Origin of the sequence: uncultured Roseibium sp., assembly GCF_947494555.1 — a bacterium.
Lineage (GTDB): Bacteria > Pseudomonadota > Alphaproteobacteria > Rhizobiales > Stappiaceae > Roseibium.
Genome location: NZ_CANLVF010000003.1, coordinates 745153 through 766225, shown reverse-complemented (window position 1 = coordinate 766225; position 21073 = coordinate 745153). Strand labels below are relative to the sequence as shown.

The 21073-nt window shown below is 57.0% G+C and carries 18 protein-coding genes; 14 read left to right on the top strand and 4 right to left on the bottom strand.

The window, feature by feature from the left end; genetic code table 11:
- Nucleotides 1–27: 27 nt before the first annotated feature.
- Both rbfA and truB read left to right on the top strand, forming a co-directional pair.
- Nucleotides 28–441: a 30S ribosome-binding factor RbfA gene (rbfA, locus tag Q0915_RS18240; RefSeq protein ID WP_299476612.1), complete on the top strand. Its 414-nt coding sequence runs from the start codon at nt 28–30 to the stop codon at nt 439–441.
- A gap of 224 nt (nt 442–665) precedes the next feature.
- Nucleotides 666–1610: a tRNA pseudouridine(55) synthase TruB gene (gene truB / locus Q0915_RS18235; RefSeq protein WP_299476608.1), complete on the top strand. Its 945-nt coding sequence runs from the start codon at nt 666–668 to the stop codon at nt 1608–1610.
- Between the two features lie 34 nt (nt 1611–1644).
- On the opposite strand, the gene Q0915_RS18230 is transcribed toward truB, so the two are convergent.
- Entirely contained in the window at nt 1645–2502 is an 858-nt protein-coding gene (locus Q0915_RS18230; RefSeq protein WP_299476605.1) for a LysR family transcriptional regulator, read from the bottom strand.
- A 98-nt stretch (nt 2503–2600) separates the two neighbouring features.
- Between Q0915_RS18230 and Q0915_RS18225 the strand changes: the two genes are divergently transcribed.
- The 5 genes from Q0915_RS18225 to Q0915_RS18205 all read left to right on the top strand — a co-directional run bounded on the left by Q0915_RS18225 (nt 2601) and on the right by Q0915_RS18205 (nt 8087).
- Entirely contained in the window at nt 2601–3368 is a 768-nt protein-coding gene (locus tag Q0915_RS18225) for a sulfite exporter TauE/SafE family protein (RefSeq protein ID WP_299476602.1), read from the top strand.
- Between the two features lie 254 nt (nt 3369–3622).
- Nucleotides 3623–3892: a 30S ribosomal protein S15 gene (gene rpsO, locus Q0915_RS18220; protein ID WP_299476599.1), complete on the top strand. Its 270-nt coding sequence runs from the start codon at nt 3623–3625 to the stop codon at nt 3890–3892.
- 382 nt (nt 3893–4274) lie between these two features.
- Nucleotides 4275–6401: a polyribonucleotide nucleotidyltransferase gene (gene pnp / locus Q0915_RS18215; RefSeq protein ID WP_299476596.1), complete on the top strand. Its 2127-nt coding sequence runs from the start codon at nt 4275–4277 to the stop codon at nt 6399–6401.
- Nucleotides 6402–6626: 225 nt separating this feature from the next.
- Complete coding sequence (gene dapB / locus Q0915_RS18210) at nt 6627–7439, top strand: 4-hydroxy-tetrahydrodipicolinate reductase (protein ID WP_299476593.1); 813 nt, start codon at nt 6627–6629, stop codon at nt 7437–7439.
- Between the two features lie 27 nt (nt 7440–7466).
- On the top strand, nt 7467–8087 hold the full coding sequence (locus Q0915_RS18205; RefSeq protein ID WP_299476590.1) for a 2,3-bisphosphoglycerate-dependent phosphoglycerate mutase: 621 nt from the start codon (nt 7467–7469) through the stop codon (nt 8085–8087).
- A 57-nt stretch (nt 8088–8144) separates the two neighbouring features.
- Here Q0915_RS18205 and Q0915_RS18200 read toward each other — a convergent pair whose 3' ends face one another.
- From Q0915_RS18200 to Q0915_RS18190, 3 genes are read right to left on the bottom strand one after another with little or no spacing between them, the layout of a single operon-like run.
- A complete protein-coding gene (locus Q0915_RS18200) occupies nt 8145–9146 on the bottom strand; it encodes an adenosine kinase (protein ID WP_299476587.1) in 1002 nt (333 codons plus the stop codon).
- A 32-nt stretch (nt 9147–9178) separates the two neighbouring features.
- Complete coding sequence (locus tag Q0915_RS18195; RefSeq protein WP_299476584.1) at nt 9179–10069, bottom strand: prephenate dehydratase; 891 nt, start codon at nt 10067–10069, stop codon at nt 9179–9181.
- A 28-nt stretch (nt 10070–10097) separates the two neighbouring features.
- A complete protein-coding gene (locus Q0915_RS18190; protein WP_299476581.1) occupies nt 10098–10844 on the bottom strand; it encodes a 3-deoxy-manno-octulosonate cytidylyltransferase in 747 nt (248 codons plus the stop codon).
- 186 nt (nt 10845–11030) lie between these two features.
- Here Q0915_RS18190 and Q0915_RS18185 point away from each other — a divergent pair, with 186 nt between their 5' ends.
- The 7 genes from Q0915_RS18185 to Q0915_RS18155 all read left to right on the top strand — a co-directional run bounded on the left by Q0915_RS18185 (nt 11031) and on the right by Q0915_RS18155 (nt 21064).
- Nucleotides 11031–11582 carry a cytochrome c family protein gene (locus Q0915_RS18185; RefSeq protein WP_299476578.1) on the top strand — a complete coding sequence of 184 codons (552 nt, stop codon included), beginning with the start codon at nt 11031–11033 and terminating at the stop codon, nt 11580–11582.
- 165 nt (nt 11583–11747) lie between these two features.
- The gene (locus tag Q0915_RS18180) at nt 11748–13157 is read left to right on the top strand and encodes a diguanylate cyclase (RefSeq protein WP_299476575.1); all 1410 of its coding nucleotides are present in this window, start codon (nt 11748–11750) and stop codon (nt 13155–13157) included.
- A 116-nt stretch (nt 13158–13273) separates the two neighbouring features.
- Entirely contained in the window at nt 13274–15151 is a 1878-nt protein-coding gene (locus tag Q0915_RS18175; RefSeq protein WP_366525295.1) for an extracellular solute-binding protein, read from the top strand.
- The gene (locus Q0915_RS18170; protein WP_299476572.1) at nt 15148–17037 is read left to right on the top strand and encodes an extracellular solute-binding protein; all 1890 of its coding nucleotides are present in this window, start codon (nt 15148–15150) and stop codon (nt 17035–17037) included. The genes Q0915_RS18175 and Q0915_RS18170 overlap by 4 nt, the downstream gene beginning before the upstream one ends.
- 66 nt (nt 17038–17103) lie before the next feature.
- Nucleotides 17104–18225, top strand: coding sequence for a microcin C ABC transporter permease YejB (locus Q0915_RS18165; protein ID WP_299476567.1), 1122 nt, complete (start codon nt 17104–17106; stop codon nt 18223–18225).
- A gap of 3 nt (nt 18226–18228) precedes the next feature.
- Entirely contained in the window at nt 18229–19422 is a 1194-nt protein-coding gene (locus Q0915_RS18160; RefSeq protein ID WP_299476564.1) for an ABC transporter permease, read from the top strand.
- 10 nt (nt 19423–19432) lie between these two features.
- Nucleotides 19433–21064, top strand: a complete 1632-nt coding sequence (locus Q0915_RS18155; protein ID WP_299476561.1) for an ABC transporter ATP-binding protein — start codon at nt 19433–19435, stop codon at nt 21062–21064.
- Nucleotides 21065–21073 lie beyond the last annotated feature (9 nt).

The window sequence follows — 21073 nt, the reverse complement described above, 5'->3', positions numbered from 1 at the left end:
GCCGTGCTGCCTCGAAAAGGATTTAAGATGGCTAGACATCACGGTCAGGACAACCGTGGCCCGTCTCAGCGCCAGCTCAAGGTTGGTGAAACGGTGCGCAAAGAACTGTCCGACATTTTCACACGCGGCGAGTTCTCCGACCCGGATCTGGACGGAGCCATTGTCACGATACCCGAAGTGCGAATGACACCGGACCTTCGTCTGGCGACGTGCCTTGTCATGCCGCTTGGCGGTAAAAATGCCGAGAAAGTCGAAAAGGCGTTGAACCGCAGCGCCAAGTATCTGCGCGGCCAGGTTTCGCGCCGTCTGACAATGAAGTACATGCCGGACCTGCGCTTCGTTCTGGACACCCGTTTCGACGACGACGACCGAATTGGCACATTGCTTCATTCGCCAGGCGTATCGCGGGATCTGGATAAAGACGAAAATCACGGCGACTGAATGTACGGGGTCCAGGCATAGGCAGTTAGGATTGTCATCCCTGCGTAGGCAGGGATCCAGTAAACACTTTCCTCAGCTGTAGCCTTGGATTTAGTTCGGCGTCGAGACTACTGGATCCCGGTCTCTCGCTTTGCTCGAACCGGGACGACAACAGGACAGCAGCAGGGACAAATGCACCCAAAGCTCAGTTGCAGGTGCTGTCCATTGGAATTCAAAGCGGACACATGGCTCGCCAGAAACAGGTCAAAAGAAAAAAGAACGCCATCAACGGCTGGCTGGTGCTCGACAAGCCTTACGGCATCACGTCGAACGAGGCGCTCGGCAAGATCAAGCGGATTTTCTCCCCGCAAAAGGTCGGGCATGCAGGCACTTTGGACCCGCGTGCGTCAGGACTGTTGCCGGTTGCCTTCGGCGAGGCAACCAAGACCGTGCCCTTCGTCATGGACGGACGCAAGGTCTACCGGTTCGAAGTGACCTGGGGAACTGAAACCGACACGGATGACACCGAGGGTGAGGTCATCGCGACTTCTGAAACCCGGCCATCTGCTGACGCAATTGGATCGGTCTTGAGCGAATTTACCGGCACGATCATGCAGGTGCCGCCGAAATTCTCGGCGATCAAGGTCGCCGGCGAGCGAGCCTATGATCTGGCCCGCGATGGCGAAACGGTGAAATTGGAAGCCCGCCCGATCGATGTCCACCGCCTGGATCTTGTGGAATGCCCGGACGCGGAGCGCGCCGTCTTTGAGGCAGAGTGCGGCAAGGGCACATATGTCCGCGCACTGGCGCGCGATCTTGGACGCCGCCTCGGCACGTTCGGCCATGTTACCGAACTGCGCCGCCTTCTGGTCGGTCCCTTTGGGGAAGACGATCTGATAGACTTCGAAGACATGATGGAAGCGTCGACGGAACTTGATGAAAGTGAGGGCGTTGAGGCTCTTGTCGAAGAATTCGTGTTGCCTGTGCGCGAGGCGATGGATGCACTGGTCGAAGTGCCTGTCTCGCTTGACGACGCGGCCAGGATCCGCAAGGGCATGGCAGTCCTGCTGCGTGGTCGGGAGGCACCGTTGAATTCGGATGTCGCTTTCGCCAGCCATGCCAGCGTGCCGGTGGCGATCGGTTCGATCGAAAAGGGCCGTTTTCAGCCGACACGCGTCTTCAATCTCTGATGTCGTCGCACCTCTGGGTGTATGCGACAAGGGACTATGAAGACTGTTTTCTGACTTCCTGATTTAGAATTTCTGCAAGCACGTCTGCTTCCCGGGTGTTGTGGCGGGAATGCCGGTAGAACGAAAGCACGCTGGTTGCAAGCGGTGGCAGACCATCGTCGGGTCCAAAGACCTTCAGAGGTGGCGTAACGGCTGGCTTGACCATGACGGTCAATGCAAGCCCCGCAAGGACAAAGGCCCTAAGGCCGACCGGGTGTGGACTTTGATGGGCAATGTGACCCGTTCGCCTGGCCCGATCCAGAGCGTCGAACGCGTGCCGTCTCAAATCGCGCCCGTCGGTCAGAAAGACCAGTGGAATATCGGTCCAATCCTGGGGATTGAAAGTTGCGCATCCCGCCCAGACAAGGGGCGTGCTTTCGGCAAAGACACGTTCGGTGCGTTTGCCTTGATCCAACATGAAGGCAACGTCGATTTCACCCGCATCAAGCTGATCAAGCAATGCGTTGCTGCGGCCGCAATGAATATGAATCTGGAAGTCCTGTTCTTGCTCCGAAAATGCACTGAGCACGGGCGGGAGCACCGATTGAGCCAAAGTGACGGTCGTACCAAGTCGGATTGCACGTGAGAAACGCGAATTTTTCACCGTGGTCAGGGCTTCATCGGTCAAGGACAGAATCCTGCGCGCGTAAGCCAGAAGCGCGTGCCCTTCCGGTGTCAGCCGCATGCTTTGTCCGCGCCCGCGCTCAAACAGGGTGCGGCCGGTTTCGTCCTCGAGCTTGCGTACATGATTGCTGATCGCGGACTGTACGGTGTTGCGGCGCTCTGCCGCGTCAGTGAAGTTCAGCGTTTCAGCTGCAACGATAAAGCTCTCCAGACAATTGAGATCAAGCATTAAAATCTCCTTTCAGGATTTTAAGTGGCAGAATAAATCGTTTTCAGGATTTTAAAACAAGGCCTATGGATTGGCTCCTTCCACCAAAGGAGCCGATCGTGACCTTGCCGCTGTCTTTTTTCCTGTTGTCCGCTGTTGCAATATTTCTGACAGGATTGTCGAAAAGCGGATTTGGCGGCGGGCTGGGCGTCTTGTCGGTGCCGCTTATGAGCCTCTTCGTGGCGCCGCAATTTGCCGTTGCCGTGCTGATGCCGCTGCTGATTGCGACGGATATCATCGTTGCGTGGCAGTACCGTCATCGTTGGGACGCGGCGGTGGTGCGCACCTTGTTGCCGGGCGCGTTGGTCGGTCTGGCTATTGGCCTCGCGACATTTCGCTGGATGGATGCCCAGACGATCCGCCTCGCGGTTGGCGTCCTGGCCATTTCCTTCGTGGCGCAGTATCTGCTTTCCCGAAATGGCTCGACCGAGAAACCGCAGCACAGCCAAAGTGCGGCGTTCCTCATGGCCACGACGTCCGGATTTGCAAGCTATGTCGCGCATGCCGGCGGACCGCCCGTAAAGGGCTATCTGCTGAGCCAGCGGATGGACAAGTCCCTCTTTGTCGGCACAAACACCATGTTCTTCTTCTCGATGAATGCACTGAAGTCCGTCTCCTATGCGGCAATGGGGCAACTGTCTTTGGAAAGTCTCGTGGTAAGCGCAGCCATTTCGCCGGTGCTGCTTCTTGGCATAGCGGTTGGCACCTTGCTGCACAGACACATTGACCAACGACGGTTTACCGCACTCGTCTACGGCTTTTTGGCGCTGGCCGGCGGCAAGCTGCTTTTTGACAGTTTGATCATGTTGCTGTCACACCCGCATTGATGCGAGCTGATTTCCCTTGGAGGTTGAAGAGATTTGATGCCACGCAAAACGGTCGACCGGATTGGCGAAGAATCTCCTAGCTTTTCCCTGCGTTTTCTGCCATATACCGCCGCCATTGGGCATTGAGGCCCGATGCATCCGGAAAGATCCTTTGCTGAACGACATCTCGGCTCTGGAGACATCCGGATTTGGCCGGTTTTCCGGCAGTTCAACGTGTCCGGTCAACGGACCTCTCTCTTTGAAAGGAAAGAGCGATGTCGATTACTACAGAGCGTAAAGCTGAGCTCATCAAGGAATTTGCGACCAAGGAAGGCGACACCGGCTCTCCGGAAGTCCAGGTGGCGATCCTCACCGAGCGCATCAACAACCTGACCGAACACTTCAAGGGCCATGGCAAGGACAATCACTCCCGCCGCGGTCTCCTGAAGATGGTTGCGCAGCGCCGGTCCCTTCTGGACTACACGCGCGGCAAGAGCGAAGAGCGTTACAAGACCCTCATCGAGCGTCTTGGCATCCGTCGCTAAGGTTGAAATTTGAAGCGCGGTGGATGAGTGTCCACCGCGTTTTTTTTAGCGTTTCCATCAAAGGCAAGTTGGCTTTGAAAGTCCGGAAACGCTTCAAGGCCTGAATGCGTTTTCTTCAAAACAGCAATCCATTTGTGGTTCGGAAAAACTTCAGGCAGTTAGTGCGTTTCCAAGTGACGGCAAACGCTCTATAGAAACCTCGTGACATGTCATGGGGCAGGATTGCCGGCTTCTTTCGATTTGAACCCAAGAAAGCAGCCCGTTGTCTTGCCCGTGACCTGTCCGCCGGTAACCGGCCCATCCGGGGCCGACCGGGAATGTGCCTGTTCGCGAAAGCTGTACCGAAAGCAGCGCGGAGCGGGCAAATACGTAAGGACAGATGATGTTTGATATTCATCGTGTGGAAGTCGAGTGGGGCGGACGGCCGCTCGTTCTCGAGACGGGCAAGGTTGCCCGTCAAGCCGATGGCGCAGTTATGGCGACCTATGGCGAAACCAAGGTTCTGGCGACCGTCGTCTCCGCAAAGGAGCCGCGGCCCGGACAGGATTTTTTCCCGCTCACTGTGAACTACCAGGAAAAGGCGTTTGCCGCCGGTAAGATCCCGGGCGGTTATTTCAAGCGCGAAGGCCGCCCGTCGGAGCACGAGACGCTCACCTCCCGTCTGATCGACCGGCCGATCCGCCCGCTCTTTGCTGATGGTTACAAGAACGACACCCAGGTTGTGATCACCGTCCTGTCCCATGACATGGAAAACGCACCGGACATTCTGGCGATGGTTGCAGCCTCTGCTGCGCTGACGCTGTCGGGCGTTCCGTTCATGGGCCCGATCGGCGGTGCACGCGTCGGTTACATCAACGGCGAATATGTGCTGAACCCGGCTGTCGACGACATGCCGGAGAGCGCTCTCGACCTTGTAGTCGCCGGCACGAATGACGCGGTTCTCATGGTGGAATCGGAAGCCAAGGAACTGGACGAAGACACCATGCTCGGCGCGGTGATGTTCGGTCACAAGGGTTTCCAGACCGTGATCGACGCGATCATCAAGCTGGCCGAAACCGCAGCGAAAGAGCCGCGTGAACTTTCAATACCGGACCATTCCGACCTGTTCGGCAAGGTCAAGGCCATGGCTGCAGACGAACTGACGGCTGCCTACAAGATCACCTCAAAGACCGACCGCAAGAACGCTGTCGACGCCGCCAAGGCGAAGGTTGTTGAGGCCCTGATCACCAACGCCGCAGAAGGCGAGGCACCGGAAGGCACCGTTCTCGGCGAGCAGTTCAAGAAACTGGAAGCAGAGATCGTTCGTGGCGCCATCCTCGACACCGGCACACGTATCGACGGCCGCGATCTTTCCACTGTGCGCGCCATCTCCTCCGAAGTCGGCATTCTGCCGCGCGCACATGGTTCGTCGCTCTTCACGCGCGGTGAAACCCAGGGTCTCGTGGTCGCAACGCTTGGTACGGGTGAAGACGAGCAGTTCATCGACCTGCTGGAAGGCACCGTGAAGTCGCACTTCATGCTGCACTACAACTTCCCGCCCTATTCGGTCGGTGAAACGGGCCGCATGGGCTCTCCGGGACGCCGCGAAATCGGTCACGGCAAGCTGGCCTGGCGTGCGATCAACCCGATGCTGCCTCAGCACCACGATTTCCCGTACACGCTGCGTGTCGTATCCGAAATCACCGAATCCAACGGGTCGTCCTCCATGGCAACCGTCTGCGGCACATCGCTGGCGCTGATGGATGCAGGTGTCCCGCTGAAGGCACCGGTTGCGGGTATCGCGATGGGCCTGATCAAGGACGGTGACCGCTTTGCCGTTCTGTCCGACATTCTCGGCGACGAAGATCACCTCGGCGACATGGACTTCAAGGTGGCCGGCACCGAAGGCGGCATCACCTCGCTCCAGATGGACATCAAGATCGACGGTATCACCGAAGAGATCATGAAGGTCGCTCTGGGTCAGGCGAAGGATGGGCGCATCCACATTCTCGGCGAGATGGCCAATGCGATCACCGAGGCCCGTTCGGAGCTGGGTGAACATGCACCGCGCATCGAAATGATGAAAATTCCGGTCGACAAGATCCGTGAAGTTATCGGCTCGGGCGGCAAGGTCATTCGCGAAATCGTCGAAAAGACCGGCGCGAAGGTCAACATCGAAGACGATGGCACTGTCAAGATCGCGTCCTCGGACGGCAAAGCGATCAAGGCGGCCGTCAACTGGATCAACTCCATCGCGGCGGAGCCGGAAGTCGGTGTGATCTACGAAGGTACGGTCGTCAAGTGCGTTGACTTCGGTGCATTCGTCAACTTCTTCGGCGCGAAGGACGGCCTGGTGCATATCTCGCAGCTGGCACCCCGCAAAGTCGGCAAGGTCACCGACGTCGTCAAGGAAGGCGACAAGGTCTGGGTCAAGCTGATGGGCTTCGATGAGCGTGGCAAGGTTCGCCTGTCTATGAAAGTCGTCGACCAGGAGAGCGGCAAGGAAATCGAAAAAGAAACCGCAGAATAAGCTTATCTGCATTTTCTAAAAAGGAACGCGCGAAGGGCATCGTCTTTCGTGCGTTTTTCTTTGCGCGCCGCCAAAACAGCCCCCTGCCGATGTCGCGCATATCCGGTTTTTGAACCGTGTCTCATAGGGCGGCAATCGAGAATAGCCGCTGATACCTGAACATGGATTTGCCTCTTCCGGCGAAGCTGCTATACCCGCTGGCGAATAGTGAGAAAGAGGATAGGCATGGGTCATATGCGCTTGGTAATCGTCGGCGCCGGCGGCAGGATGGGGCGCGCATTGACGCAGGCAGTGACGGAGCAGGACGGCACGGAAGTCGTTGCCGCAATTGAGCGGGAAGGCTCCGAATTTCTTGGCAAGGACGCCGGTGAACTTGCTGGTGTCGGTCCGCTTGGTGTTGCTGTTTCCGACGATCCCCTGACGGCTTTTGCAAATTCCGACGGCGTCCTGGACTTTACCGCTCCGGCTGCAACGCTCTGGTTCGCAGAACTTGCTGCGCAGGCACGCATTGTTCATGTTATCGGTACGACTGGCTGGGCAGATGGTGAAGACGAGCCTCTGAAAGCCGCTGCGCGGCATGCGCGTATCATCAAGTCGGGCAATATGAGCCTTGGCGTGAATCTGCTGGCAAGCCTCGTTCGCAAGGCCGCGGCTGCGCTCGATTCGGACTTCGATATCGAAGTTATTGAAATGCATCACAAACACAAGGTCGATGCACCGTCCGGCACAGCGCTTCTGCTGGGGCAGGCCGCAGCGGAAGGGCGTGGCATAGACCTGCCAACTCATTCTGTGCGATCTCGTGACGGCATCATGGATCCCAGAAAAACCGGTGACATCGGCTTCGCCACCCTGCGGGGCGGATCGGTGATTGGCGAGCATTCGGTCGTCTTCGCCGGTCAGGGCGAACGTATTGAACTCACCCATCGCGCCGAGGACCGGCAGCTGTTTGCGCGCGGAGCAGTAAAAGCGGCGCTTTGGGGATTTGACCAAAAACCCGGATTTTATTCGATGGCCGATGTCCTCGGCCTGAACGCATGACGATTTATCTAGTTTAAGGAGAACGGCATGGAACGCCTTCTTGTACTTGTCCGTCACGGACAGAGCGAGTGGAATTTGAAGAACCTGTTCACGGGCTGGAAGGATCCGGGCCTGACCGAGCAGGGCGTCTCTGAGGCGCACAAGGCGGGCCAGCAATTGCGGGATCTGAAGCTGGAGTTCGATATTGCGTTCACATCGGTGCTGTCCCGTGCGCAGAGGACACTTGATATCATCCTGGGTGAGCTCGGCCAGTCCGGTCTGGAAACACTGAAGGATCAAGCGCTGAACGAACGGGACTACGGTGATCTGACCGGCATGAACAAGGATCAGGCGCGTCAGGAGTTCGGCGAAGAGCAGGTGCACATCTGGCGCCGGTCCTACGACGTGCCACCTCCCGGTGGCGAAAGCCTGAAGATGACCGCGGAACGCGTCCTGCCCTACTACAAGGCGGAAATTCTTCCTCGCGTACTTGCAGGCAAGCGAACACTCGTCTCAGCGCACGGCAACTCACTGAGATCGCTTATCATGGAGCTTGAGGGCCTGAGCTCTGAAGAAATCCTGAAAAGAGAACTCGGGACCGGAACACCCATCGTCTACCGGCTGGACGAAAATGGCGGTGTCATGAGTGTGCAGGATCTGGCTGACTGATGCTCGGTTGCACGCAGTAACAAAAAGGCGGTCATTTAGACCGCCTTCTTTTTTTGATCAGATTTCAAATCCGCCCTGTGCGGCAACGTTTTTGAGCGGCTTTTCCGGGCGTGCGCCGACATGGCTGATGACGTTGGCGGCGCACAGGCAGCCGAGTTCGGCAGCATCTCCGAGCTTGTAGTCCCGCGCCAGACCGAAGAGGAAACCGGACGCAAACAGGTCACCTGCACCCGTCAGGTCGACGACGTTGTCGACAGTCTGCGCGGCAACCTTGACGGTTTCGTCTCCCTTAAATGCCATGGCTCCTTCAGAGCCGAGCGTCAGGGCGGTGAGCGCTCCGGTCTCGCGCGCTCCCGAGATAGCGCTATCGAGATCCGACGTTTGGTAGAGCGCCTTGAGCTCATGTTCATTTGCGAACATGAGATCCACAACACCGTCCGTTAGGAGCGCCTGGAACTCGCCGCGATACCTGTCGACGCAAAAGGAATCCGACAAGGTGATCGCGACTTTCCGCCCGTTCGCATGCGCGACGTCTGCGGCCTTCAAAAAGGCCTTCTTGGCCTCTTCAGGATCCCACAGATATCCTTCCATGTAGGTCACCGCCGATGCGGCAACGACCTCTTCGTCAACGTCGGTCGTGCCGAATTCGACGCAAGCGCCGAGATACGTGTTCATTGTCCGCTCGCCGTCGGGCGTGATCAGGATCATCGAACGTGCGGTCGGGTTGCCTTCCACCAGGCGGGGCGTGTTGAAATAAACGCCTGTCCCGTTCATGTCGTGATAGTAGCTGTCGCCAAGTTCATCTTCGGCAACCTTCCCGAAATAGGCGGGCTTGCCGCCAAGCGAGGCAATGCCTGCCGCCGTGTTGCCCGCGCTGCCACCGGAGATGCGCACGGTCTGGCCCATCTTGTCGAACAGACGCACCGCTTCTTCGGTGTCGATCAGCCGCATGGACCCCTTGACCAGATTTTCCCGAACCAGGAAATCTTCTTCGACATGGGCGAAGACGTCGCAAATCGCATTGCCGATGCACAGCGCATCAAATCTCGTTTCGGTCATAAATACCTCTGTTGCTCACTGCTTGCACAGGTTCAGGAATGTGGATTGGGACGCAGGGCGCGATTGGCTTCCGGTTCCTTGATCTTGTCCCGGAACGGGCTTGCGCGATAAACGCCGAGAATGTTCAGTTCTGCGCAGAAAAAGGCAAGTTCTTCAAGGGCTAGGCCGACTGCGGGATCTTCCGGATGACCTTCAACGTCCGCATAAAACATCGAAGCGAAGAACTGGCCTTCCAGCTGATAGGATTCCAGCTTGGTCATGTTGACGCCGTTGGTCGCAAACCCGCCAAGCGCCTTGTAAAGCGCAGCCGGCACGTTGCGGACCCTGAAGATGAATGTCGAGATAACCGGCTGCCCGTTATGGGCCGCTTCCATCTTCTCGCGTGACAGGATCACAAAGCGTGTCGTGTTGTGTGCCGCATCCTCCACGTCCCGCCGCAGAATGTCGAGCCCGTAAATCTCCGCGGCCATTTCAGGCGCGAAGGCACCCACTGTCGGATCGTTGAGATCGGCGACCTGACGCGCGGATCCGGCCGTGTCGCCGCCGACAACGGCCGTCAGGCCCAGCTCGCGGATGATGTTGCGGCACTGACCCAAAGCGTGAATATGGCTTTGAACCTTCTTCAGCGACTGCACAGTTGCGCCCTTTGGGGCCATCAGCTGAAACCGGATCGGCATGAAATATTCGCCGATGATGTGCAGGTCGGATTTCGGCAGCAGGTGATGGATATCCGCCACGCGGCCGGCAACGGAATTCTCGATCGGTATCATGGCAAGGTCGGCTGTACCGTCGGCCATCGCGGAAAAGCAATCCTCGAACGTCGCGCAGGGAATAGCCTCATAGTCCGGATAGACACTCCGGCAGGCCATATGGGAATTTGCGCCGGTTTCTCCCTGAAATACAATTTTCTTTCTGTCTGTCATGGATCTTTTCGCGTTCTGGCAGTCTGGTTCATAGGGTCTGGTAGGCGGCTCGGGCGCGCTCCAGGTCTTCAGGTGTGTTCACATCCATGGGGGCGCTGTCAATGATTGAAACGTCAATGCGCATGCCTGCTTCAAGCGCGCGCAACTGTTCCAGCTTCTCGCGCTGCTCCAGCGGGGACGGAGGAAGGCGGACAAACCGGTCGAGTGCGGACCTTCTATAAGCATAAACGCCGATATGCTGATAAAGCACGCCCTCGCCGCCGGGAGCCGTTGTCCGGGTGAAATACAGCGCTCTGTGATGACCCTGGCCGTTGGGCGTCGTTACGGCCTTTACGAAACTGGGATCGTCACGGAATCTCTGTTCCGTAATTTCCGTCATGATCGTGCCGATCGAAACGTCCGGGATTTCCAGAGGCGCGAAGGCGGCGCGAATTGCGCCCGGTTCGATGAGCGGGACGTCTCCCTGCACATTCAGGATAACGTCGAATCGCCCTTCGGGATCCAGCAGTTCGGCAGCCTCCTGGATACGATCGGAGCCGGATACGTGATCGGTGCGGGTCAAAATGGCCTTGCCGCCGTGATCTGTCACTGCTTCTGCAATTTCGACGTGATCGCAGGCGACCGCCACGGGTCCTATGTCGGCCTGCAATGCCTGCTCGACCACGCGAACGATCATCGGTTTTCCGCAGATGTCCGCAAGAATCTTGCGTGGCAGGCGGGTCGCCGCGAGTCGGGCAGGGATGATCACCAGTGCTGCTGTCAATCGGGTCTCCATTGGGCGGTGCCGCGATGATTTCTAGCTAAAAAAACCTGCCGCGTCCGTTTGTCATATCAGTTGCCCTTTTAAAGCTATGGACAGCGAGGTCAAAAAATTTGTAGGTTCCGGCAAATTTACAAAAGCTGATAGGGTTCGCGATCGGTATCGCGGGCCCGGGCGCGTATGAGCTTGGAGCCGGAGAGAATGGATTCCTTCACGCTGAACAAGGCCGCTGGTGCGGTTCTGATGGTTCTTATTCTGACAATGGGTGTTGGGATCGTATCCGACATCATCTTCCACCCGACGATACCCGGAAAACCGGGTTACGAAATCGTCGTGGAAGCGGCTTCGGATGCAACGTCGACGGTCGAAGCCGAGCCGGACGTCGTACCGATTTCCGAACTTCTGCTCGCAGCGTCTGCATCGGAAGGTGCAAATGTCGCCAAGAAATGCACTGCGTGCCACACCTTCGATGACGGCGGAGCCAACAAGGTTGGACCGGCGCTCTGGGACATCGTCGGCCGTAAGCCGGGTGGCCATGAAGGTTTCCGGTATTCGTCGGCAATGACGACATACGGCGAGGAGAACCCGGAGTGGACCTACGAGTCCCTGAACAATTTTCTCCAGGCTCCGAAGAAATACATCAACGGTACCTCGATGGGCTTCGCCGGGTTGCGCAAGCCGGAAGAGCGCGCAGACATGATCGCCTATCTGAGAGAGCAGTCCGGAGCGCCCAAGCCGCTACCTGCCGAGTGATGTAAACCTGTTCCAATACGGAATGAGTTGTGAAAAGCTGGGCCTCTCGCCCGGCTTTTTCTTGATTTACAAGAAAAATTAACAAAGTTTGGCTTCCGTTGTAGGGTGACGTTGGGGTTAACGTCAGACAGGGGCCGTATGGGCAGGCAGCTGACGAGAAAATTTGTGTCCAGGTCCAACGGAACCTGGGTCGCTTCGGCTATTGCGATTGTCTGTTTCCTGACAGGCATCGCGGTCACGGCGCATGTCGGCCTTCTCGTCCGTAACGAGCTGGTCGCCCAACACAAGCGTGGCATTGCGACCGAATTGTCGGAAGCCCGTGCACGCCTTGAAACCGAAATCAGCCGCACCGTCGCACATGGGCTTGCGTTGAGGGCATTTGTAGCCGAACTCAAGGACAAGCGGTTTGTTGCGGCCGACTACCGGAACATCTCGACCGAACTCATCAATGAAAACCCTTCTATCCGTTCTGTAGGACTGGCGCCCGGAAACATACTAAGAGCCGTATTTCCGCTGGAGCCGAACAAAGCAGCGCTCGGCCTGGACTATCGTTCGAACGCCTCGCAATGGCCGGCGGTAGAAAAAGCGATGCTGTCCCGGGAGACCGTGATCGCCGGACCGATCGATCTGGTGCAAGGCGGCCGTGCACTTTTGATCCGCATTCCTGTATATCCCGCGCAGTTTTCCGGCCAGCCGCTGGCGGATCGAACGTATTGGGGCGTTGCGTCGCTCGTGCTCGATGAAGAAAGCCTGATGGCCTCGGCAGGCATCCAGCCGGTGATCAAAGACATAAGTCTTTCCGTCCTCGACAAAGGCGAAGATGGTGCCGGCTCAGGATTTCTTTTTGGCGACAAAACACTTGCCGACCTGGATCATGTCGCCCTGCCTCTTCTTCTGCCGGGTGGACTGAACTGGGAATTGCTGGGTTATCCGGCCGGTGGTTGGTCCAGCACTGGAAAACAGGTCTGGATCACGCAATTTGTCGGGAGCCTGATATCCCTGGTCTTCGGCGTCATGGCGTTTCTGCTGATCAGCGAGATCTACAAGGTCAGGTCGATGGCCCTGCACGATCCGCTGACCGGGCTTGCCAATCGTCGCCTGCTCGAAGAGCGCATGTATCAGCTAGCATCCATGTGCGAGCGATCCGGTGTCGGGTTCGAAATTTTCTACGTCGATCTGGATGCATTCAAACCTGTCAACGACAGTTATGGTCACTCGGTGGGTGACCAGTTGCTGATCGAGATCGGAGACAGGCTCCAAGGTCAGACCCGTCAATCCGATACGGTCGCCCGCGTCGGCGGTGACGAGTTCATCGTTCTCACGCCTGGAAACATGCGCAGCCCGGAGAAAGACACTTTCGTGAACCGCATGCTGGAACGCGTTACGCGGGTGTTTGAGTTTTCCGGCGCTTCCATCGACGTCAAGGCGAGCATCGGCAGCGCGAGCTTTCCAAAAGACGCTTCGACCGTTGCAGACCTTTTGCGCGTCGCAGACCGGCGGATGTATGCGCAAAAAGCCAAATCCAAACAGTCCGCGATGGACGTTCCCGAAAACGGTGTCCCTCAAGCCGGTTAAATTTATGTCATAATGGCATCCAGCGCGTGACCTTTGGCCGGGTGATCCCTACACTATTGTTCAAGCAACCCTATTAATCTGGGTCTGAGGAACGGAACGGGACGGAGAAACCGATAGTGTTAGGATCGCGCGCTTGGAATGCGGCGACTGCAATTGCAGCGTTTGCAGGTTTTATTTCTTTCACAAGTCTGGCTGCGATGCCGGTGAATGCGGAAGAAGCTGAGTGGCACCACGCATCGGCGTTGAACGGCACACCGAAATACGGACCTGACGCTTCCCATTTCGACTATGTCAATCCGGATGCGCCCAAAGAGGGCACGGTGCGCCTTGCCAGCCGAGGCGGTTTCGATACGTTCAACTTCATTTTGACCAAGGGCAACCCGGCCCCGGGTATTCAGAACATCTACGAAAGCCTCATGGAACCCTCGCTTGATGAAGAAGATATCAGCGCGGCCTACGGGGTTCTGGCAGAAGCGGTGCGATTTCCGGACGACTATTCCTGGGTGGAATACCGCCTTAATCCCAAAGCAAAGTGGCACGACGGAGAACCCGTCACAGCGGAAGACGTGATCTGGTCGTTTGAAAAGGCGATTGAGCTGAATCCGCAAAGAAAATTCTATTTTCAGAACGTTGTTGAGAAGGAAATTGTCGGAGACGGTGTTGTCCGCTTCACATTCGACACCGTCGGTAACCGGGAGCTGCCCAAAATCATGGGTCAGCTGGATATCCTGCCGAAACACTGGTGGGAAGGCACGAACGACAAAGGTGAGAAGCGCGACATTTCGAAGGGAACGCTCGAGCCGCCGCTCGGGTCCGGCCAGTACCGGATCAAGGACTTTTCCCCGAACCGCAATGTTATCTATGAGCGCGTTGACGACTATTGGGGCAAGGATCTGCCGATCAGGGTCGGGACCGGAAACTTCGATGAGCTTCGCTATGTCCTCTTTCTCGATGATGCCGTTCAGTTCGAAGCCTTCAAGGGCGACCAGTACGACTATCACCTGGAGCGGAGCTCCAGTCAGTGGGCAAAACGCTACGACTTTCCGGCGATAGAAGACGGACGTGTGGTCAAGGAAATTTTCCTCGATAAGTCGTCCGGCGTGATGCAGGGGTTCTTTTTGAACCTTCGCCGGGACAAGTTCAAGAATCCTGACGTGCGCAGGGCTTTGAACTACGCTTACGACTTCGAGACCACCAACGAGATCGTTTCGGCAAATCTCCTGAAGCGGATCAATTCCTATTTTGCCGGAACGGATCTTGCCTCGTCCGGGCTGCCGGAAGGCAAGGAACTGGAAATCCTGGAGGAGGTCCGGGACCAGGTTCCGCCCGAAGTCTTTACCGAAGAATTCAAGAACCCCGTCGGCGGTAATCCGCGAAATGTTCGCGCCAATCTGCGTGAGGCGGTCAAGCTGTTCAACAAAGCGGGATTTGAGTTCAAGGACCGCAAGATGATCGATCCGGCGACCGGAGAGCAGCTGAGCATTGAATTTCTTTACCGGGACAAGGCCAGCGAACGCACGCTTCTGCCCTACGCCAAGAACCTGGAAAGCATCGGCATCAAGCCGGTCTTGCGTCTCGTCGACACCTCCCAGTTCATTAATCGCATTCGCAGCAGGGATTTCGACGCCACGACACTGGCAATCGGACAATCCCTGTCGCCCGGCAACGAGCAGCGGGAATACTGGGGAACTGAAGCAGCCGACAATCCAAGTTCCGCCAACTATATGGGCATCAAGAACCCGGCAATCGATCACCTGATCGACAAGGTTATCTTTGCAGAGGACAGGGATACGCTGGTAGCGGCAACGCGGGCACTCGATCGTGTTCTTTTGTGGAACCACTATCTGGTGCCGCAATTTTACACAGGTGAGACGCGCACAGCGCGCTGGAACCGGTTTGCGCATCCGGAAAACATGCCGGAATTTTCAACCGGCTTCCCGTCGATCTGGTGGTACGATCAAGACCTGGCCGAAAAGACGGGAGCTGCGAGATGAACACATTTTCAAGGCCGTCGCGCCGGAAACTCCTGAAATTGACCGGCGCTGCTGCGCTCGCAGCTTCCGCACCGCTTGTCCCCGGTGCGTCCCTTGCGGGGGACGGCATAGCCGGCAAACGCCGTCACGGTCTGTCCGTATTCGGCGATCTGAAATACGGACCGGATTTCACGCATTTCGACTATGTCAATCCGGACGCGCCGAAGGGCGGCAGGTTCATCTTTCAGGCGCCTTATTGGTACTACAACCAGAACAGCCTGACCTATAACACCTTCAATGCATTCATACTGAAGGGTGATGCGCCGCCGCGTATGGAACTGTGTTTCGACACCTTGATGGTGCGGGCCTATGACGAGCCCGATGCGATGTATGGCTTGCTTGCCGAAACGGTCGAGGTTTCCGAAGACGGCAATACCTATACGTTCAATCTGCGGCCCGAAGCCCGTTTCCATGACGGCTCCAAACTGACCGCCGATGATGTTGCCTTTTCGCTGATGCTGCTAAAGGGAGACGGGCATCCGCAGATCAGCCAGAATATCCAGGAACTTCTGGATGCGGAAATTCTCGACGAATATCGGGTCGCGCTGCACTTTTCGGGCAAACAATCGCGACAGCTGCCGCTGCTGATCGCCGCTCTGCCGATTTTCTCCAAGAGGTACTACACCGCTTACGATTTCAGTCAGAGCACATTGACGGCCCCGCTTTCATCAGGAGCCTACAAGGTCGGCAAGCATGCCGTGGGCAGGTTCGTGGAATACCACAGGGTCGAGGACTACTGGGGGAACGACCTGCCGGTCCTGAGAGGCCAGAAAAATTTCGACGTTGTCAGGGTAGATTTCTATCGCGATCTCCAGATCTCCTTTGAAGCCTTCAAGAAGGGGGAAATGACCTACCGGGAAGAATTCAGGTCGAAAACCTGGGCGACCGAATACACCTTCCCAGCAGCCGAAGACAAACGCGTCATCAAGAAGAATTTCCCCGACGGCCGCCCGTCCGGTGCACAGGGCTGGTTCATCAACACGCGGCTGGAAAAGTTCAAGGACCCGCGTGTTCGCAGGGCGCTCAGCTACGCATTCGACTTCGAGTGGTCCAACAAGAACCTGTTTTTCAATCTTTATCAGCGGACCCAGTCCTTCTTTGAAAATTCCGAAATGAAGGCGACTGGACTGCCCACGCCCGAGGAACTGACGCTCCTTGAGCCGTTCCGGGATCAGGTGTCTGAAAGCGTCTTTGAGGAAGCTTACATACAGCCGGTCAGCAATGGCTCGGGTTTCGATCGCGGCCTGCTGCGCGAGGCCAGCCAGCTCTTTTCGGACGCAGGATATCAGCGGCAGGGTACGGAGCTTGTCGGTCCGGATGGTAACCCGCTGACAATCGAGTTTCTCAACAATTCACCGGCCTTCGAGCGGGTCCTCAATCCCTATATCAAGAACCTCGAACGGCTCGGCATCAAAGCAACGTTCCGGCTTGTAGACGCCGCACAATACCAGTCGCGCCTGAACGACTACGATTTCGATATTTGCTCGCGCCGTTATTCGCTCAACCCGACGCTTTCGGAAGCTATCCGAACCTCCTGGGGTTCTGCTGCGGCAAATACGCCGGGCACTTACAACATCGCTGGTATTTCCGATCCTGTCGTGGATGCACTCATCGACAAGGCACTTGAAGCGGATACGCGAGCGGAAATGAATGTCGCCGCTCGCTCACTCGACAGGGTTCTGCGGTCCGGCCACTACTGGGTACCGCAATGGTTCAAACCTGTTCACAACGTTGCGGTTTGGGACATCTTCGGTCATCCCGACATAACGCCGCCTTATTTCTTTCCTGTTGAAGATCTCTGGTGGATAGACCAGGAAAAGGCAGAAAAACTTGGCAAAGCCGGTTAGTCTTCAAACAGATACCTAAGCCCGTTCCAGAAGGCCGAGATAAAGAAAAGGGAACGCACGAACCCCATGGGTGCCTATATCCTTCGCCGTTTGCTGTTGATGATACCGACGCTTGTCGGGATCATGGCGGTCAACTTCATGATCGTCCAGTTCGCTCCGGGCGGACCGGTTGAAAGGGTCATCGCGCAGCTGCAGGGAACAGATGTTTCCGCCACATCTCGGATCAGCGGCGGTGGCAACGATTTCGTCGGGGCGAGCAACGACACCTCGGGAGGCACGGGCTCGGCGGCCGACAGCGTCACATCTAAGTATCGGGGTGCACAGGGGCTCGATCCGGAATTCATCAAGCAACTGGAGGAGCAATTCGGCTTTGACAAGCCGCCGCTCGAACGGTTCCTGAATCTCTTGTGGAACTATGCGCGGTTCGATTTCGGCGAAAGCTATTTTCGCGACATCAAAATCATCGATCTGATCGCAGAAAAACTGCCGGTGTCTATCTCCCTCGGGCTCTGGATGACCCTGATATCCTATCTGGTGTCGATCCCTCTCGGCATTCGCAAAGCCGTTTCCGACGGTTCGCGCTTCGATGTGTGGACGTCGGGCGTGATTGTCGTCGGCTACGCAATCCCCGGGTTTCTCTTTGCCGTTCTCCTGATCGTCCTGTTTGCCGGCGGCTCCTTTTGGGACATTTTTCCGTTGAGAGGGCTGACATCGGACAATTGGGCGGACTTGTCCTGGCCGGAACGAATTGTCGATTATTTCTGGCATCTGGTGCTCCCGCTGACGGCCATGGTCCTGTCCGCTTTCGCAACGACGACGCTGCTGACAAAAAATTCCTTTCTCGATGAAATCCGAAAGCAATACGTGGTCACGGCGCGCGCCAAGGGGCTCACGGAAAAACAGGTTCTTTATGGCCACGTCTTCCGCAATGCCATGTTGATCGTGGTTGCCGGCTTTCCGGGGGCGTTCATCTCGGCCTTTTTCGCCGGTTCACTGTTGATCGAAACGGTGTTCACGCTCGACGGACTGGGTCTGCTCGGATTTGAATCGATTCTGAACCGTGACTATGCCGTGGTGTTCGCGACAGCCTATATCTTCGGACTTATGGCATTGGTCATCGGCCTGATTTCGGACCTCACCTACACCTGGATCGATCCGCGGATCGATTTTGAGAGCAGGGAGGTCTGATCCATGGATTCGCAGACACGGGACAACCTCGAAAACAGCGGCTACGACGTCTATAATCCATTGCCGGAGGAAACCGCACCTCCGCCGAAACGGATGAAGATGTCGCCGATCAATCAGCGGCGCCTGACAAACTTCAAGGCGAACAAACGCGGTTACTGGTCGCTGTGGATTTTCCTGGTCCTGTTCATTCTGGCGCTTCTCGCCAATTTTCTCGCCAACGACCGCCCGATCCTGGTGTATTTCAAAGGCGACGTGCTGGTACCCGCGCTGATTGATTATCCAGAAGACAGGTTCAGCGACGATCCGTTCGCCTTTCCGGTGACCGACTATCGCGATCCGTTCATTCAGGAGATCATCGAAGAAAACGGCTGGATGATCTGGCCACCGGTCCGCTACAACTTCAGAACCGTCAACAGGGAAATTCCGGTTACGGCACCGGCGCCTCCCTCATGGACGATGGACAAGGAAACGCGATGCGCCCGATATCCTCTGGGAGCCGATGATCCCAACTGCATCATCGGCAACTGGAACTGGCTTGGAACGGACGATCAGGCGCGGGACGTTCTGGCGCGTGTCATCTACGGGTTCCGTGTATCGGTGTTATTCGGTCTGAGCCTGACGCTGGCCTCCTCAGTCATCGGCATCGCCGCCGGTGCCGTTCAGGGCTACTATGGCGGGATGGTAGACCTTCTGTCCCAGCGGTTTATCGAAATATGGACGGCAGTTCCTTCGCTCTATCTCATTTTGATCGTGTCGTCGTTCCTGGTGCCGGGATTCTGGACACTGTTCACGATCCTGCTTGCCTTTTCATGGGTGGCGCTTGTGGGGGTCGTGCGCGCGGAGTTTCTGCGCGGCCGGAATTTTGAATATATATCGGCAGCGAGAGCGCTTGGCGTGTCGAACCCGGTGATCATGTGGCGGCATCTGCTTCCGAACGCCATGGTTGCCACGCTCACTTTCATGCCGTTTATTTTGAACGGATCGATCTCAACCCTCACCGCACTCGACTTCCTCGGCTTTGGATTGCCGCCGGGATCCGCCTCGCTCGGCGAGTTGCTCGCCCAGGGCAAGAACAATCTCGGAGCACCCTGGCTCGGGATCTCGGGATTTGTGGTGATTTCGCTGATGCTCAGTCTTTTGATCTTTATCGGTGAAGCCGTGCGCGATGCCTTCGATCCGCGCAAGAGCCTGGCGTGAGGAAGGCAGCATGACGAACAACGCGCTCGTTTCCGTAAAAGATCTGTCCGTTGTCTTCACACAAGGTGGCAACCAGACTGTCGCGGTCGACAAGATTTCCTTCGATATCAAGAAGGGCGAGACCGTCTCGCTCGTGGGCGAAAGCGGATCGGGAAAATCGGTGACCGCCCTTTCGATCCTAAAGTTGCTGCCCTATCCGGCAGCGTCTCATCCGTCAGGCGAAATCGTTATGGACGGCAAGGAAATGCTGGCGGCGTCAGACAATGAGATGCGCAAGATCCGCGGCAATACCGTTTCCATGATCTTTCAGGAGCCGATGACATCGCTCAATCCGCTTCATACGGTCGAAAAACAGATTTCGGAAATTTTGAAAACGCATCGCGGCATGGGAGACACCCAGGCCCGTCAGCGTGTTCTGGAGCTGATGAACCAGGTCGGTATCCGGGATGCCGAAAAACGTCTGAGCTCCTACCCCCATCAGCTATCGGGCGGCCAGCGCCAGCGCGTCATGATCGCCATGGCGCTCGCAAACGAACCGGATCTTCTGATCGCCGATGAACCGACAACGGCGCTCGACGTCACGGTTCAGGCACAGATCCTCGAGCTTTTGAAGAAATTGCAACGCCAGCAGGGCATGGCGATGCTGTTTATCACACACGATCTCGGCATCGTCAGGAAGTTTTCCGACCGCGTCTGTGTGATGACAGACGGAAAGATCGTGGAACAGGGCGTTGTCGCCGACATATTCGAAAAGCCGCAGCACGACTATACGAAACATCTGCTCGCGGCAGAACCTAAGGGCGAACCGCCGCAGGGGGATGACACCAAACCCATCGTCGTGCAGGCGGACGACCTGAAGGTCTGGTTTCCGGTCAAACGTGGATTTCTGCGCAGGACAGTCGACCATATCAAGGCCGTCGACGGAATTGATATCAAGGTCAGGCAGGGCCAGACGCTCGGTATCGTTGGCGAAAGCGGCTCGGGCAAGACAACCCTGGGCCTTGCAATACTGCGCATGATTTCCTCAACGGGCCGCATCGCATTCTATGGTGAGGAAATTCAGAAAAACTCCTGGAAACAGATGCGTCCGCTGCGGCGGGACATGCAGATCGTATTTCAGGATCCCTTTGGCGCACTGTCACCGCGCATGTCCGTCTCGGACATCGTGGGAGAGGGGCTCAAGGTCCATTTCCCAGGGATCTCATCGGAAGAAAGAGACCGGAAAGTTGCCGATGCTCTGGTCGAAGTCGGATTGGATGCCTCGACCCGGAACCGCTACCCGCACGAGTTTTCGGGCGGTCAGCGTCAGCGGATCTCGATCGCACGTGCAATGGTTCTGGAACCGAAATTCGTGATGCTGGACGAGCCGACATCCGCGCTCGACATGAGCGTGCAGGCTCAGGTGGTCGACCTTTTGCGAGATCTCCAGAAGGCACACGGCCTGGCATATCTGTTTATCTCGCATGACCTGAAAGTGGTTCGCGCCCTCGCCAACGAGGTCATCGTCATGCGGCAAGGCAAGGTGGTGGAGTCCGGCCCCGCGGAACGTATTTTCGATGCGCCGCAAACGGACTACACCCGCGCGCTCATGGCCGCCGCGTTCCGTCTGGAAACAGCACCTGAAGGCGTGGTGAACGCCTGAGCCGGACGT